This is a genomic window from Aeromicrobium sp. IC_218, from assembly GCF_004336805.1.
Lineage (GTDB): Bacteria > Actinomycetota > Actinomycetes > Propionibacteriales > Nocardioidaceae > Aeromicrobium.
In genome coordinates this window covers 41,645-55,810 of the sequence record NZ_SJXM01000001.1, presented here as the reverse complement: position 1 = coordinate 55,810, position 14,166 = coordinate 41,645, and the positions used below count along the sequence as shown (strand labels likewise).

Below are 14,166 nucleotides of genomic sequence, written 5' to 3'. Positions count from 1 at the left end.
ATGAAGCTGCACACCCCCGTGCTGCGTGCGGCCGTCGGCCTCACGCTCACCGCGCTCGTCCTGACCGGCTGCCGCAGCGGCGGCGACGACGAGGGCAGTGGCGCCGTCGACGGCGTCAGCTCCGACGCGTGCCCGGCCAAGATCAACCCCGACAACGGCTGCATCTACCTCGGCGTCATCTCCGACCTCACCAAGGGCCCGTTCGCGCCGCTCGCCGTGCCGATCACCGACGCGCAGAAGGCGTTCTGGAAGAAGGTCAACGAGGACGGCGGCGTCGGCGGGTACGACATCGACGTCGAGAGCAACATCGCCGACGCCGAGTACAACCCCGAGGTCCACAACCGCAAGTACCAGGAGATGCGCAAGGACGTCGCCGCGCTCGCGCAGACGCTCGGCTCGTCCCAGACGCTGGCGATCCTCGAGGACATGAAGAGCGACGACGTCATCGGCGTCCCGGCCTCGTGGAACTCGGCGTGGGAGTTCGAGGACCAGATCCTGGAGAGCGGCGCGAACTACTGCTTCGAGGCCATGAACGGCGTCGACTGGGCGGTCGCGAACCGCGGCGTGAAGGCCAAGGTCGTCGCGGTCGGATACCCCGGCGACTACGGCGGAGACGCCGCGGCCGGCGTCGAGGCGGCCGCGAAGGCGAACGGCCTGGAGTTCAAGAAGATCGAGACCCCGACCGGCCAGGACAACCAGGCCGGCGCCGTGGCGGCGATCCTCAAGGAGAAGCCCGACCTCGTGGTCGTCAGCACCGGTCCGGCCGAGATGGCGACGCTCGTCGGCGGCACGGCCGCGCAGGGCTTCAAGGGCACCTTCGTCGGCTCGAGCCCGACCTGGAACCCGGCACTGCTGGACTCCGCGGCCGCGCCGGCGCTCAAGGCGCTGTACTTCCAGGCCGGCCCGTGGGGCCCGTTCGGCACCGACACGCCCGGCCACGAGGCGATGCGCCAGGCGATCGGCGAGGACGTCTCGCCCAACGACGGCTACACCGCCGGTTGGACGTGGAGCTACCCGCTGCTCGCGGCGATCAAGAAGGCCGCGGACGACGGTGACGTGACCCGCGAGGCGATCGTCGAGGCGGCCAAGAACCTCGACGAGGTCGACTACGAGGGCATCCTGCCCCCGGAGGCCGGCCGCACGACGGGCGAGCCGAGCGAGACCGCCTACCGGGCGAGCGTCATCAGCAAGGTCGACGAGTCCGCGCCGACCGGCGTGACGATGGCGCAGGAGCTGACGGTCGGCCCGACGGCCGAGGGCTACGACTTCTCCGAGCCCTGCTTCAGCCTGCAGTGACCCCTCCGGCGACCCCGGTCCGGCACCCGCCGGACCGGGGTCGTCGCACGTCTAGGCGCGGGCGGCCCACCAGGCGCGCAGCGCCTCGGCCGCGTCGTCCTCGCTCATCGGGCCGCGGTCCATGCGCAGGTCGAGCAGGAAGCGGTAGGCCTCGCCGACGACCGGCCCCGGCTCGAGGTCGAGGATCGTCATGATCTGCTGGCCGTCCAGGTCCGGACGGATGGACGCGAGCTCCTCGGCCTGCGAGAGCACCGCGATGCGCTCCTCGAGGTGGTCGTAGGAGCGGCGGAGCCGGGCGGCCTTGCGCTGGTTGCGGGTCGTGCAGTCGGCGCGCGTGAGGATGTGCAGCCGCTCGAGCTGGTCGCCGGCGTCGCGGACGTAGCGGCGGACGGCCGAGTCGGTCCACTCGCCGCTGCCGTAGCCGTGGAAGCGCAGGTGCAGCTCGACCAGCGTGCTCACCTGGTCGACGACGTCGTTGCTGTAGCGCAGCGCCTTCAGCCGCTTGCGGGCCAGCTTCGCGCCGACGACGTCGTGATGGTGGAAGGTCACCGCCCCGCCGGGCTGGAACCGCCGGGTGCGCGGCTTGCCGATGTCGTGCAGCAGCGCGGCGAGCCGGACGACCAGGTCGGGTCCGCCGAGCCGGTCCTCCTGCTCGATCGCCTGCTCCAGCACGGTCAGCGAGTGCTCGTAGACGTCCTTGTGCCGGTGGTGCTCGTCGCTCTCCAGGCGCAGCGCCGGCAGCTCGGGCAGCACGTGGTCGGCCAGCCCGGTGTCGACGAGCAGCGTCAGCCCGGCGCGCGGGTCACGGCCCAGCACCAGCTTCGACAGCTCCTCGCGGACCCGCTCGGCCGAGACGATCTCGATGCGGCCGGCCATGGCGGTCATCGCCTCGACCACGTCCGGCGCCGCGGTGAAGCCGAGCTGGGAGGTGAAGCGCGCCGCCCGCATCATCCGCAGCGGGTCGTCGTCGAAGGACTGCTCGGCGGTCACCGGCGTGCGCAGCACCTGCGCGGCCAGGTCGTCCAGCCCGCCGAACGGGTCGACGAACTCCAGCGACGGGAGCCGGACGGCCATGGCGTTGACCGCGAAGTCGCGCCGCGACAGGTCGCCCTCGATGTGGTCGCCGAACGCGACGGAGGGCTTGCGCGACGTGCTGTCGTACGTGTCGGCGCGGTAGGTGGTGATCTCGATCTGGTCGTCGCCCTTGCGCAGGGCGATGGTGCCGAACTCGCGGCCCACGTCCCACACGGCGTCGGCCCAGCCGGCCACGACCCGCTCGACCTGCTCGGGCGTCGCGGACGTCGTGAGGTCCCAGTCGACCCCCGGGCGTCCGAGGAGCGCGTCGCGCACCGGACCGCCGACCAGGGCCAGCTCGTGCCCGGCGGCCTCGAAGCGCCCGGCCAGCTCGAGCAGCGGGGCGGAGGCGACGTGGCGCTCGACGGCGGCGCGCTGCTCGGGGCTCAGGGTCGGGGACACGAGGGACCACTGTACGCGGCCGGCCCCTCTACGATGTCCGGGTGACCACGCCCGCCCGACGTCGACTCGCGGGTCTCCTGGCGGTGCTGGCGACGGCCGTGCTGGCCCTCACCGCGACCCCCACCGCCTCCGCCGCCACCGACCCCGACGACCTCCAGGTGCGGCTGACGGCGATGAGCCAGACCCAGCTCGTCGAGGGCGCGCCGCTCGTGATGTCGGGCACCGTCACCAACCGCGGCAGCGAGACCTGGACCGACGCGCAGGCCTACCTGGTCATCGCCCCCTCGCCGTTCACCACCCGCGCGCAGGTGCGCGACGCCGTCCGCAGCTCCACCGCCTACACCGGCGTGCGGGTCGTCGAGCTCGACGCGATCGCCCAGCTCGGCGACCTCGCCCCGGGCAGCACGACGTCCTTCACCCTGCGCGTCCCCTACGGCCTGCTCGGGGTCACCGGCGCCGACGGCGTCTACCCGACCGGCGTCCAGGTGCTGGCCACCGACCCCGAGGGCGTCCGCGAGAACCAGGCCGTCGCGCGCGCCACGACATTCCTGCCGAAGCTGTCCGGCACCCGGGCGCGCGTGCCGGTGTCGGTCGCCTGGCCGTTCACGAACCCCGACGTCCTGGGCAGCGACGGCACCTACCGCGACCCCGAGGCGCTGCTGGCCGCGGTGTCGCCGGCCGGACGCCTGCGCCACGTGCTCGACCTGGCCCGCACGTCGCCGGCCACGAGCACCTCGGTCCTGGACCCGTCGCTGCTCGTGGAGCTCGACGACCTCGCGCGCGGGCGCCGGCTGCCCGGCGAGCTCGAGCTCACCGACGCCCAGCGCCAGCAGGTCACGTCCTTCCGCGACGACCTGCTCGCCTTCGCGCGGCGCACCTCCCTGTGGGTCGTCGACTACGCCGAGCCCGACGCGCTCGCCCTGTCGCGGCACACCACGAGCGGCGCGCTGCCCGACGTCATCGCCGACGCCACGTCCCGCACGCTGGAGGAGCTCGGCCTCTCCGGCCGGCGGGTCGTGTGGAGCCGGGGCGTCGACACCGCGCTCGTGGCCGACGTCCGGCGCGAGGACGACCGCCCGCTCGTCGTCCCGAGCGACGCCCTGGAAGACACCGAGTGGTCCCAGGGCTCCGTGGTCGGCTACGAGGCCGACGGCGGCACCGTCCCGCTCGTGCTCCAGGACTCGGTGCTCGACCGCGTGCCGGGCGAGGACTCGGTGGTGGGCCTGCGCCAGTGGCTGGCGGCGGAGTCGGCCCTGGCCTCGCTGCAGCGCAGCGTCGACCCCGCGGCCACGACCGACGCCGTCGTCGTGCTGCCGCGCGGCTGGGACCCGGGGTCGCAGTGGCCCGCCGGCGACCTGGGCCAGCTCTACGACCTGCCGTGGGTGCAGGGCGCGTCGCTCGACACCCGGCTCGGCGGCACCGTCCCGCGCACGACGGCGACCGTGCCGGCCACGTCCGACGTCGACACGCTGTCCGTCGAGCAGGTCCGCGCCGCCGAGCGCCTGGCCGAGCGGCAGCAGGCGCTGAGCTCGGTGCGCAGCGAGGAGGACGACACCCTCGCCGACGAGCAGCTGGTCGCCATCGCCGCGTCGGCCCGTTGGCGCGACGACCCCACCGGCGGACGGGCCTTCGTCCGCGAGCTCGAGAGCCGACTCGACGCCGAGCTCGACGACATCAGCCTGGGCACGCCGCAGCAGGTCACCCTGTCCGGCAGCCAGGGGCAGTTCCCGCTGACCATCAGCAACGACACCGCCAGCCCGGTCACCGTCGGCGTCGAGCTCAGCTCCAGCCGTCCGGGACTGACGCTCGAGGACGTCGACCCGGTCACCATCGACGCCGGGGCGCGCTACACGTTGACCGTGCAGGTCGACGTCGGCGACCAGGGCTCCTCGACCCTGCGGGCGTCGCTGGTCACGCCGGACGGCGACCGCATCGGCACCCCGGTCGACTTCAACGTGCGATCCAGCGCCGTCGGCTCCGTGCTGTGGGTCGCGATCGGCCTGGCCGGCCTGTTCGTCGTCGTCGCGCTCGTGCGCCGCTTCCGCTTCCGCCGCCGCGACCGCCGGGAGGGCACCGCGTGAGCACCGACGAGCAGCAGGGCGGCGGCGAGCTCGTCCGCGCCAGCGCCTGGATGGCCCTGGGCACGATCGTCTCGCGGCTGAGCGGGTTCGTCCGGCTCTTCCTGCTCGCGTACGTGCTCGGCTCCGCGCTGGACGCGGACATCTTCAACAACGCCAACACGGTGCCGAACGCGGTCTACATCCTGGTCGCGGGCGGCATCTTCAACGTCGTCCTGGTGCCGCAGCTGGTCCGGGCGATGAAGCACGACGCCGACGGCGGCGACGCCTACGCCCAGCGCATCATGACGCTCGGTCTCGGCGTCCTGGCCCTGGCGACGGTCGTGCTGGTCGCCGCGGCGCCCTGGGTGGTGCGCCTGGTCTTCGCCGACAGCTTCTTCGAGCCCGAGCTCGCCGCCCAGCGCGCCGACGCCGAGCTGCTGATGCGCCTGTGCATGCCGCAGGTGTTCTTCTACGGCGCGTTCGTGCTGGCCGGGCAGATCCTCAACTCGCGGCGGCGCTTCGGCCCGATGATGTGGGCGCCGATCGTCAACAACCTGGTCGCCTGCCTCGTGCTGGTCGTGTACGCGGTCGTCTTCGGCGCGGCCGAGCGCGGCACCACGGACGTCGACGGCTTCACCACCGGCGAGGCGTGGCTCCTCGGCGCCGGCTCGACGGCCGGCATCGTGGTGCAGGCGCTCGTGCTGGTGCCCTACCTGCGCTCGGTCGGGTTCCGGTTCCGCCCGCGGTTCGACCTGCGCGGCACCGGCCTGGGCCACACCCTGCGGCTGGGCTACTGGACGCTGCTGTTCATCCTGGTCAACCAGGTCGCGTTCGTCGTCGTGAACCGCCTGGCCACGTCCGCCACGGTCTCGGGCGCCACCGACGGCTCGACCGCCGGCGGCTCGGCGGTCTACCAGATGGGCTTCCTCATCAGCCAGGTCCCGCACGGCGTCGTGACCGTCTCGCTGGCCACCGCGCTGATGCCGACGCTGTCGGCCCTGGCCGCCGACCGGGCCTACGCCCCGATGCGGGCCGAGCTCATGCGCACGCTGCGCCTCGCCCTGGCCGTCGTCGCCCCGATCGCCGTGGGCGTCGCCTGCCTGGGTCCGCAGGCCATCGCCCCGCTGCACGCCTGGGGCTCGATCGGCGACAACGCCGAGGTCATCGGTCACGCGGTGCAGGCCTTCGCGCCGGCGATCGTGCTGTTCAGCGTGCACTACGTGATGATGCGCGGGTTCTACGCCGACGAGGACACCCGCACCCCCTTCTTCGTGCAGGTGCTGGTCGCCGCCACGAACATCACGCTGGCGGTGACCTTCGTCCGCACGGTCGAGCCCGAGCTCGTCCCGGCCGCGCTGGCGCTCGCGTACGGCGGCGCCTACCTGGTCGGCTCGGTGGTGGTGACGACGCTGCTGTCGCGCCGCATCGGTCGCGTCCTGGACCCGGTCACGCTCCGCTTCCTCGTGCGGCTCGTCCTGGCGCTGGCCGTCACCGCCGGAGTCGTCCTGGCCGCGGTGCGGCTGCTCGACCTGGCCGGCCTGGACGTCGACCAGAGCGGTGGCGGCCTGGTCGCGCTGGCCGTCGGCGGCGTGCTGGGCGTGGCCACCTACCTGCTCGCCGGCCGGGTGCTGCGCATCGCCGAGATCGGCATGGTGCTGAAGGTCGTCGCGCGGCGCCGCTAGTCCGCCCGCGCGCCGCTGGCCCCATTGCCTAGGCTGGGCCCAAGCGGCGAAAGGGCTCGACATGGCGGACGCGCGGTTCCCCTCCTCAGGGGACCTCGTCGCGGGACGCTACGAGCTGATGGAACGCGTGTCCGAACGCCTCGGCGCCTCCACCTGGCGGGCCCGCGACCACGTCCTGGAGCGCAACGTCGGCATCGAGACCCTCGCCGCCGACGACCCCCGCGCCACCTCGTTCGTCGCCGCGGCGCGGGCCTCCACCGTCGTGGTCGACCCACGGTTCCTGCGCGTCCTGGACGTCCTCGACGACGACGCCGGGTTCGCCGTGGTCGTCCGCGAGTGGGCACGAGCGTTCCCGCTGGACCAGCTGCTGCGCCACGGCACCCTGCCGAACCGACGGGCCGCGCTCGTCGTCGCCGAGGTCGCGCTCGCCCTGGCCAGCGCCCACGAGCAGGGCCTGCACCACCGCCGGCTCACGCCCCACCAGGTGCTGGTGAAGCAGTCCGGCGCCGTCCGCATCGTCGGTCTCGGCGTCGCCTACGCCCTGGCTCCGGGTCCGGACGTGCGCGAGGACGGCCGCGACCCCGAGCGCGAGGACGTCCGCGACCTCGGCCGGCTGCTGTACGCCTGCCTGGCCGCGCGCTGGCCCGGCGGACCCACCGACGGGCTGCGCGCCGCGCCGACCGTCCACGGCCACGTGCTGCACCCGCGCCAGGTCGTCGCCGGTGTCTCGCGCGACGTCGACGACGTGTGCGACCGCATCCTCGGCGACCCGCCGCGCCACGGAGCCCGTCCGCTTCTGACCGCCCGCGACATCGCCCACGAGCTGCGCGAGGTCGGCGACGACGTCGTGCCCGACGAGCAGCCGAGCATGTCGCACCTGGACGGCTCGGACCTGCTGCGGATCGACCCCGTCGTCGTCCCGGCCGGCCCGCCTCCCGGCCTGGAGCCCCCGCGCCGGCGGCCCAAGGCGTACGCCCCCAAGCCGCCGACCGCGTGGCAGCGCGCGCGGGCCCGCGCCCGGCTCATGACCCACGGCGACCGGGCCCTCGTGCTGCTCGGCCTGGTCGTCGCCGTCGTGCTGTCGGGCACCCTCGGCTGGTTCGCGGCCCAGGTCGAGGGCGACGACGGCGGCTACGAGCCGCCCTCGGCCTCGGAGATCACCCGCCTGCCGGTCACCGAGGTGACCGCGATCGACCCCGAGGGACGCGACGGCGGCGAGAACTCCGCCGACGCGCGCCTCGCCGCCGACGGCTCGGACGCGACCGCCTGGCGCACCTCGGAGTACTTCGGGTCGGCCGACTTCGCCGGGCTCAAGGACGGCGTGGGCCTCGTGCTGGACCTCGGTGCCCAGCGCGAGCTGACGTCGGTGGAGGTCCGGGTCGGCTCCGGGCCCACCAGCCTGTCGGTCTACACCTCGTCGACGCGCAAGAGCGCCCCACGGTCCCCCGTCGGCATGCGGCTGGTCGCGAGCCGGCGCAACGTCACCGGCGCGGTCAAGATGGACCTCGAGGACCAGGTGCTCAGCCGGTACGTCGTCGTCTGGCTGCGGCGGGTGCCCGAGGTGCGTCCCGGGGTGTTCCAGGGCCAGGTCCAGGAGGTCGTCGTCCGCGGACGCCCGTGACGTCACGGACCGGAATACCCAGCGCCTAGACTGCGTTGACGCCAGCACACCACCCCGTCGTGGGTCGTCCACCGAAAGGTCGTCCATGTCCGACGTTCGCAACCTGATCATCATCGGGTCGGGCCCCTCGGGTTACACCGCTGCGGTGTACGCCGCCCGGGCCAACCTGAACCCGCTCGTGTTCGAGGGGTCGGTCACCGCCGGTGGCGCCCTCATGAACACCACGGACGTCGAGAACTTCCCGGGCTTCCCGACCGGCATCATGGGCCCCGAGCTCATGGACAACATGCGTGCGCAGGCCGAGCGCTTCGGCGCCGAGCTGATCGCCGACGACGTCACCGCCGTCGACCTCACCGGCGCGATCAAGACCGTCTCGCTGGCCGACGGCCGCACCTTCCAGGCCCACACGGTCGTCCTGGCCATGGGCTCGGGCTACCGCCGGCTCGGCATCGAGGGTGAGGACCGCCTGTCCGGTCACGGCGTCAGCTGGTGCGCCACGTGCGACGGCTTCTTCTTCCGCGACAAGGAGATCCTGGTCGTGGGCGGCGGCGACTCCGCCGTCGAGGAGGCCACCTTCCTGACCCGCTTCGGCTCCAAGGTCACCCTGGTGCACCGCCGCGAGGAGCTGCGCGCGTCCAAGATCATGCAGGAGCGCGCCTTCTCCAACCCCAAGCTGGAGATGGCCTGGAACTCCGAGGTCGCCGAGATCCACGGCGACGGACTGCTCGAGGCCGTCACGCTGCGTGACACGGTCACCGGCGAGACCCGTCGCGTCCCGGCGTCGGCGCTGTTCATCGCGATCGGCCACGACCCGCGCTCGGAGCTGGTGAAGGGCCAGGTCGAGCTGGACGACGAGGGCTACGTGCTCGTGCAGCCTGGCTCCACCGCCACCAACCTGCCGGGCGTGTTCGCCGCCGGCGACCTGGTCGACCACACCTACCGCCAGGCGATCACCGCCGCCGGCACCGGGTGCTCGGCCGCGCTGGACGCCGAGCGCTACCTGGCCGACCTGTCCCTCGCCGGTGCCCCCGCGCCGGCCGAGTCCCTCCTCTGACCCACCCCTCACCCGAAGGAGCCCTCGTGGCCAACATCGAAGCTGTCACCGACGCCGACTTCCAGAGCAAGGTGCTCGAGGCCGACGGTCCCGTCCTCGTCGACTTCTGGGCCAGCTGGTGCGGCCCGTGCCGTCAGGTCGCCCCGATCCTCGAGGAGATCGCTACGGAGAAGGGCGAGAAGCTCACCATCGTGAAGATGGACGCCGACGCCAACCCGGTCACCCCGGCCCAGTACCGCGTGACCGGTCTCCCCACGATCAACCTGTACTACAAGGGCGAGGTCGTGAAGTCGATCGTGGGAGTCCGCCCCAAGTCGGCGATCCTGTCCGAGCTGGAGGAGTACACCGCCTGAGCGGTCGCTAGAACGTCAAAGCAACAAGTCGACAAGGCAACTTGTCGGCTTGTTGCTTTTCTAGGACGTCTTCGGATCCATCAGCGCGACGATGCGCTCGAGGTCCTCGAGCGTGGCGAACTCGACCGTGATCTTGCCCTTGGAGCGACCGAGGTCGACCTTGACCCGGGTCTCGAACCGGTCCGAGAGCCGGGCCGACACGTCGGCCAGCTTGGGAGCCGTCGGGCGCGGACGGCTGGTGCGCCGCTCGGCGCGTCCGTCCGGTCCCAGGGTGACGATCTCCTCCAGGGCCCGCACCGACAGTCCCTCGGCGACGACGCGCTGGGCGAGCCGGTCCTGCACCTCGGCGTCCTCGATCGAGACCAGGGCGCGGGCGTGGCCGGCGCTGAGCACGCCGGCGGCGACCCGGCGCTGCACGGCCGGGGAGAGGCGCAGCAGACGGAGCGTGTTGCTGATCTGCGGGCGCGAGCGGCCGATCCGCCGAGCAAGCTCCTCCTGGGTGCAGCCGAAGTCGTCGAGCAGCGCCTCGTAGGCAGCCGCCTCCTCCAGCGGGTTGAGCTGGCTGCGGTGGAGGTTCTCCAGGAGCGCGTCCCGGAGAAGGTCCTCGTCCTGGGTCTCCCGGACGACGGCCGCGATGGTGTCCAGGCCGGCCTGCTGGTGGGCGCGCCAGCGGCGCTCGCCCATGATCAGCTCGTAGGCGTCGGTGCCGGTCTGGCGCACCACGACCGGCTGGAGCAGCCCGATCTCCTGGATCGAGTGCACGAGCTCGGCCATGTGCTCCTCGTCGAACACCTGGCGCGGCTGGCGCGGGTTGGGCACGATCTGGCCCAGCGGGATCTCGGCGAAGCGGGCGCCCTCGATCTCCTGCAGCCCGGCCTCCTGCGCCTCTGCCGGCGTCGCCGGGATCAGTGCCTCGAGCCCACGGCCCAGTCCACGTCGTGCCATCAGTCCTCCAGCCGTTTCGCCATGACGGTGATCTCGCGGGCCGCCTCCAGGTACGACAGGGCCCCGGAGGACGTGGGGTCGTAGGTGAGGACGGTCTGCTGGTAGCTCGGCGCCTCGGAGATGCGCACCGATCGGGGGATCGCCGTGCGCAGCACCTTCTCGTGGAAGTGCTCGCGCACCTCCTGCGCCACACCGGCCGAGAGGTTCGTGCGGGCGTCGAACATCGTCAGCAGGATCGTGGTGACCTGCAGGCGCGGGTTGAGGTGCGCCTGGACGAGGTCGATGTTGCGCAGCAGCTGCCCCAGGCCCTCCAGCGCGTAGTACTCGCACTGGATCGGGATCAGCACCTCGCGGCCCGCCACCATCGCGTTGACCGTCAGCAGGCCCAGCGACGGCGGACAGTCGATCAGCACGTAGTCGACCCGGCGCCCGGCCCGCTCGCGCACGTCCAGGTAGCTCTGGAGCGCCTTGTCCAGGCGGGACTCGCGAGCCACGAGCGAGACCAGCTCGATCTCGGCGCCGGCGAGGTCGATCGAGGCCGGCAGCACGTCGAGCGTCGGGTGCTCCGGGCACGTCTGCACCAGGTCGACGATGTCGTCGCCCTCGACGATCGCCTCGTACACGCCGGGCGTGCCCTCCGCGTGCGGGATGTTGAGGGCGGTGGACGCGTTGCCCTGCGGGTCGAGGTCGACGACCAGCACCTGCAGACCCCGCATGGCCAGGGCGGCGGCGACGTTCACGGTCGTCGTGGTCTTGCCGACCCCGCCCTTCTGGTTCGCGACCACGAAGATGCGGGTGTCCGCCGGACGGTCGAAGCGCTGCGTGCGCTCGACTCGGGCGGCGAGCTGCACGTGGTCGGCGGCCTCGCGTGCGAGGGGAGTGGCGTCGTCCAGTCCGAGACCCGCGCCGGGTCCGGCCAGGGCGCCGGCCGACGGTGCGCCGAGCGGGTTGTTCATCGAGGCGGCTCCTGCGTTTCACGTGGAACGGTCGGCTGCCAGCCCACGGGCTGGGGCGACGGCGGCGTCGTCCAGGGCCATCCGGTCGGCTCGCTCATCGCGCCACCTCCACCACGGTCGTCGGGTCGTCCTGCGGGCCGTACGTCGTCACCACGATAGACCGGGCACCGAGCTTCGTGAGCACGGCTCCGTCGCGGTCGACCTCGTCCGCGGCCGAGCGTCCCTTGAGTGCGAGCAGCACCCCACCGGGCGCCACCAGCGGCAGGCACCACCGGCCGAGGCGGGCCAGCGGGGCCACGGCCCGCGCCGTGACGACGTCGTACGTCTCGTGCACGTCCTCGGCGCGAGAACGCAGCACACGGACGTTGCTGAGCTCCAGCTGGTCGACGACCTCCTGGAGGAAGATCGTGCGTCGCTGCAGGGTCTCGATGAGCGTCACCTGCAGGTCGGGGCGGGCGATGGCCCAGACCAGGCCGGGCAGCCCCGCGCCCGTGCCGACGTCGGCGACCGTGACGCCCTCGGCCACGCGCGGCAGCACGACGGCGCAGTTGACCAGGTGCCGCTCCCACAGCCGCGGCACCTCGCGTGGTCCGATCAGCCCGCGCTCGACCCCGTCGGTCGCCAGCCGGTCGGCGTAGACGCCCATGGGCGCCAGCCGGTCGCCGAACAGCTCGTGCGCGGCGGGCGGGGGAGTCGTTTCACGTGAAACCGTCACGACGCGGGCAGCACGACCACGTGACGCGAGGCCTCGAGGCCCTCGGACTCGCTGCCGAGGCCGGCCTCGGCCACGACGTCGTGGACGACCTTGCGCTCGAACGGCGACATCGGGGCCAGGGCGACGCGCTCGCCGGACTCCTTGACCTGCGCGACAGCCTCCTCGGCCAGCTTCACGAGCTCGGCCCGGCGGGCGGCACGGTGGCCGTCGACGTCCAGCATCAGACGGCTGCGCTCGCCGGTCTCGCGGTAGACCGCGAGACGGCACAGCTCCTGCAGCGCGTCGAGCACCTCGCCGTCACGCCCGACGAGCGACCGGAGGTCGCCACCGACCACGGACACCGAGGCTCGGTCTCCGTCGACGTCCATGTCGATGTCGCCGTCGAGGTCCGCGATGTCCAGCAGGCCCTCGAGGAAGTCGGCCGCGACGTCACCCTCGCGGATCAGCTTGTCCTGGCTCATCGATTCCCCTTCCCTCCGCCGTTCGGCGGGTTCTGGCCCTTCTTGCGCTGGCTGCGCGGCTGCTTCTTCGGCTGCTGACGCTGGCGCAGCTGCTGCTCGGGGGTCTCCGGCTCCTCGGCCGGGACGACCTCGCCCTTGACGACCTTGCCCTTGGCCTTGTCGCGCTCCTGCTTCGCGGCGAACGCCGGCGTGCCGGGCGCCGGGTTGCGGCGGATCACGTAGAACTGCTGACCCATGGTCCACAGGTTGGTGGTGGTCCAGTAGATGAGGACGCCGATGGGGAAGGCGACGCCGGAGATGGCGAACACGAACGGCAGCACGTAGAGCAGCAGCTTCTGCTGCTGGGCGTAGGGACCGTTGAGGGCCTCGGCCGGCATGTTCTTGGCCATGAGCTGGCGCTGCGTGGTGAACTGCGTGGCGCACATCGCCACGACGAGGAACACCGCGAGGATGCGGGTCTCCCACAGGTTCGTGTTGACGAAGGTGTCGGCGATCTTGCCGCCGAGCAGGATCGCGTTGGACAGGCTCTCGGCCTGCTCGCCGGACAGGAAGCCGCGCGCACCCTCGGCACCGTTCTTGGCCGCCTGGTCGAGCACGCGGAACAGGGCGAAGAAGATCGGCATCTGCACGAGGATCGGCAGGCACGAGGCCAGCGGGTTGGTGCCGGTCTCCTGGAACAGCTTCATCTGCTCCTGGGCCAGGCGCTCGCGGTCGTGGCCGTACTTCTTCTGCAGCTCCTTGATCTTGGGCTGCAGCAGCTGCATGTTCCGGCTGCTCTTGATCTGCTTGACGAACAGCGGGATGAGCAGCGCACGGATCGTGACCGTCAGGCCGACGATCGACAGCGCCCAGGTCCAGCCGGAGTCGGGGTCCAGCACCTGGGCGAACAGCCAGTGCCAGGCGAGCAGCACGCCGGACACCGCGTAGTACAGCGGCGTCATGATGGCCGAGCCGATCGACCCTAGGAAGTCGAGCATTCAGTTCCTCCGTGACGGACGGGCACCGGGTCGAGACCGCCGGCGCTCCAGGGATGGCAACGAGCGAGACGGCGGACCGCGTACCAGCTGCCGCGCACGGAGCCGTGGGTCTGCACCGCCTCGAGGGCGTAGGCCGAGCAGGTGGGGTAGTAGCGGCAGACGTCGCCGTACATCGGGCTGATCACCAGCCGGTACCCCTTGAGCAGCGCGACCAGGACGTGCTTCACGACGTCACCAGACGTCGCGCGACGGTCGAGAGGGCGGAGTCGAGGTCCGCGCCGAGCTCGGCCGAGGTGGCTTGGGCGGCCGAGGGATGCGCGCGCACCACCAGGTGCGCGTCCGCGGGCAGCGTGTCGAGGCGCTCGCGCACCAGCTCACGCAGCCGGCGCTTGACGCGGTTGCGCACCACGGCCGGACCCACGCGGCGGCTCACGACGAAGCCGACCTCGACCGGGCCCGGGGCCGTGGACGCATGCACCACGAGATGCGAACGGCCCGCACGCACGCCGGAGCGCACGACGGACCGGAAGCTCGCACTCGCCCGCATGCGGTGCGCACGCGGGAGCAAGG

General features: G+C 72.5%; 14 protein-coding genes. 6 read left to right on the top strand and 8 right to left on the bottom strand.

The genetic code is table 11. From position 1 onward, the window contains the following. Positions 1-1,296: an ABC transporter substrate-binding protein gene (locus E0W78_RS00285; RefSeq protein WP_131401865.1), complete on the top strand. Its 1,296-nt coding sequence runs from the start codon at positions 1-3 to the stop codon at positions 1,294-1,296. Positions 1,297-1,347: 51 nt separating this feature from the next. Here E0W78_RS00285 and E0W78_RS00280 read toward each other — a convergent pair whose 3' ends face one another. Beyond that, complete coding sequence (locus E0W78_RS00280) at positions 1,348-2,772, bottom strand: CCA tRNA nucleotidyltransferase (protein ID WP_131401864.1); 1,425 nt, start codon at positions 2,770-2,772, stop codon at positions 1,348-1,350. Between the two features lie 41 nt (positions 2,773-2,813). On the opposite strand from E0W78_RS00280, the gene E0W78_RS00275 reads away from it, so the two are divergent. The 5 genes from E0W78_RS00275 to trxA all read left to right on the top strand — a co-directional run bounded on the left by E0W78_RS00275 (position 2,814) and on the right by trxA (position 9,542). Further along, positions 2,814-4,853: a DUF6049 family protein gene (locus tag E0W78_RS00275; RefSeq protein ID WP_131401863.1), complete on the top strand. Its 2,040-nt coding sequence runs from the start codon at positions 2,814-2,816 to the stop codon at positions 4,851-4,853. After that, the gene (gene murJ / locus E0W78_RS00270) at positions 4,850-6,514 is read left to right on the top strand and encodes a murein biosynthesis integral membrane protein MurJ (RefSeq protein ID WP_242686157.1); all 1,665 of its coding nucleotides are present in this window, start codon (positions 4,850-4,852) and stop codon (positions 6,512-6,514) included. The genes E0W78_RS00275 and murJ overlap by 4 nt, the downstream gene beginning before the upstream one ends. A 118-nt stretch (positions 6,515-6,632) precedes the next feature. Continuing rightward, positions 6,633-8,135 (top strand): protein kinase family protein, encoded by a 1,503-nt coding sequence (locus E0W78_RS00265; protein ID WP_131401862.1) that lies wholly within the window; start codon positions 6,633-6,635, stop codon positions 8,133-8,135. Positions 8,136-8,220: 85 nt separating this feature from the next. After that, complete coding sequence (gene trxB, locus E0W78_RS00260; RefSeq protein WP_131401861.1) at positions 8,221-9,189, top strand: thioredoxin-disulfide reductase; 969 nt, start codon at positions 8,221-8,223, stop codon at positions 9,187-9,189. 26 nt (positions 9,190-9,215) lie between these two features. Further along, positions 9,216-9,542 carry a thioredoxin gene (gene trxA / locus E0W78_RS00255; RefSeq protein WP_131401860.1) on the top strand — a complete coding sequence of 109 codons (327 nt, stop codon included), beginning with the start codon at positions 9,216-9,218 and terminating at the stop codon, positions 9,540-9,542. A gap of 60 nt (positions 9,543-9,602) precedes the next feature. Here the strand turns inward: trxA and E0W78_RS00250 are convergent, their stop codons facing one another. The 7 genes from E0W78_RS00250 to rnpA all read right to left on the bottom strand — a co-directional run bounded on the left by E0W78_RS00250 (position 9,603) and on the right by rnpA (position 14,164). Further along, positions 9,603-10,487 (bottom strand): ParB/RepB/Spo0J family partition protein, encoded by an 885-nt coding sequence (locus tag E0W78_RS00250; protein ID WP_131401859.1) that lies wholly within the window; start codon positions 10,485-10,487, stop codon positions 9,603-9,605. Further along, the gene (locus E0W78_RS00245; RefSeq protein ID WP_131401858.1) at positions 10,487-11,443 is read right to left on the bottom strand and encodes an AAA family ATPase; all 957 of its coding nucleotides are present in this window, start codon (positions 11,441-11,443) and stop codon (positions 10,487-10,489) included. Before E0W78_RS00245 ends, E0W78_RS00250 begins: the two co-directional genes overlap by 1 nt. A 94-nt stretch (positions 11,444-11,537) precedes the next feature. Beyond that, complete coding sequence (gene rsmG, locus E0W78_RS00240) at positions 11,538-12,158, bottom strand: 16S rRNA (guanine(527)-N(7))-methyltransferase RsmG (RefSeq protein WP_131401857.1); 621 nt, start codon at positions 12,156-12,158, stop codon at positions 11,538-11,540. Then, a complete protein-coding gene (locus tag E0W78_RS00235; protein WP_131401856.1) occupies positions 12,155-12,619 on the bottom strand; it encodes a R3H domain-containing nucleic acid-binding protein in 465 nt (154 codons plus the stop codon). Before E0W78_RS00235 ends, rsmG begins: the two co-directional genes overlap by 4 nt. Then, positions 12,616-13,596: a membrane protein insertase YidC gene (gene yidC / locus E0W78_RS00230; protein ID WP_131401855.1), complete on the bottom strand. Its 981-nt coding sequence runs from the start codon at positions 13,594-13,596 to the stop codon at positions 12,616-12,618. Before yidC ends, E0W78_RS00235 begins: the two co-directional genes overlap by 4 nt. Continuing rightward, positions 13,581-13,823 carry a membrane protein insertion efficiency factor YidD gene (gene yidD / locus E0W78_RS00225; RefSeq protein ID WP_131401854.1) on the bottom strand — a complete coding sequence of 81 codons (243 nt, stop codon included), beginning with the start codon at positions 13,821-13,823 and terminating at the stop codon, positions 13,581-13,583. Before yidD ends, yidC begins: the two co-directional genes overlap by 16 nt. Continuing rightward, complete coding sequence (rnpA, locus tag E0W78_RS00220; RefSeq protein WP_131401853.1) at positions 13,820-14,164, bottom strand: ribonuclease P protein component; 345 nt, start codon at positions 14,162-14,164, stop codon at positions 13,820-13,822. The genes yidD and rnpA overlap by 4 nt, the downstream gene beginning before the upstream one ends. Between the last annotated feature and the right edge of the window lie 2 nt (positions 14,165-14,166).

Coding starts and splice junctions, on each gene's coding strand:
- E0W78_RS00285 (WP_131401865.1), top strand. CDS start 1: ATGAAGCTGCACACCCCCGTGCTGCGTGCGGCCGTCGGCCTCACGCTC.
- E0W78_RS00235 (WP_131401856.1), bottom strand. CDS start 12,619: ATGAGCCAGGACAAGCTGATCCGCGAGGGTGACGTCGCGGCCGACTTC.
- yidC (WP_131401855.1), bottom strand. CDS start 13,596: ATGCTCGACTTCCTAGGGTCGATCGGCTCGGCCATCATGACGCCGCTG.
- E0W78_RS00265 (WP_131401862.1), top strand. CDS start 6,633: ATGGAACGCGTGTCCGAACGCCTCGGCGCCTCCACCTGGCGGGCCCGC.
- E0W78_RS00245 (WP_131401858.1), bottom strand. CDS start 11,443: ATGAACAACCCGCTCGGCGCACCGTCGGCCGGCGCCCTGGCCGGACCC.
- trxB (WP_131401861.1), top strand. CDS start 8,221: ATGTCCGACGTTCGCAACCTGATCATCATCGGGTCGGGCCCCTCGGGT.
- E0W78_RS00250 (WP_131401859.1), bottom strand. CDS start 10,487: ATGGCACGACGTGGACTGGGCCGTGGGCTCGAGGCACTGATCCCGGCG.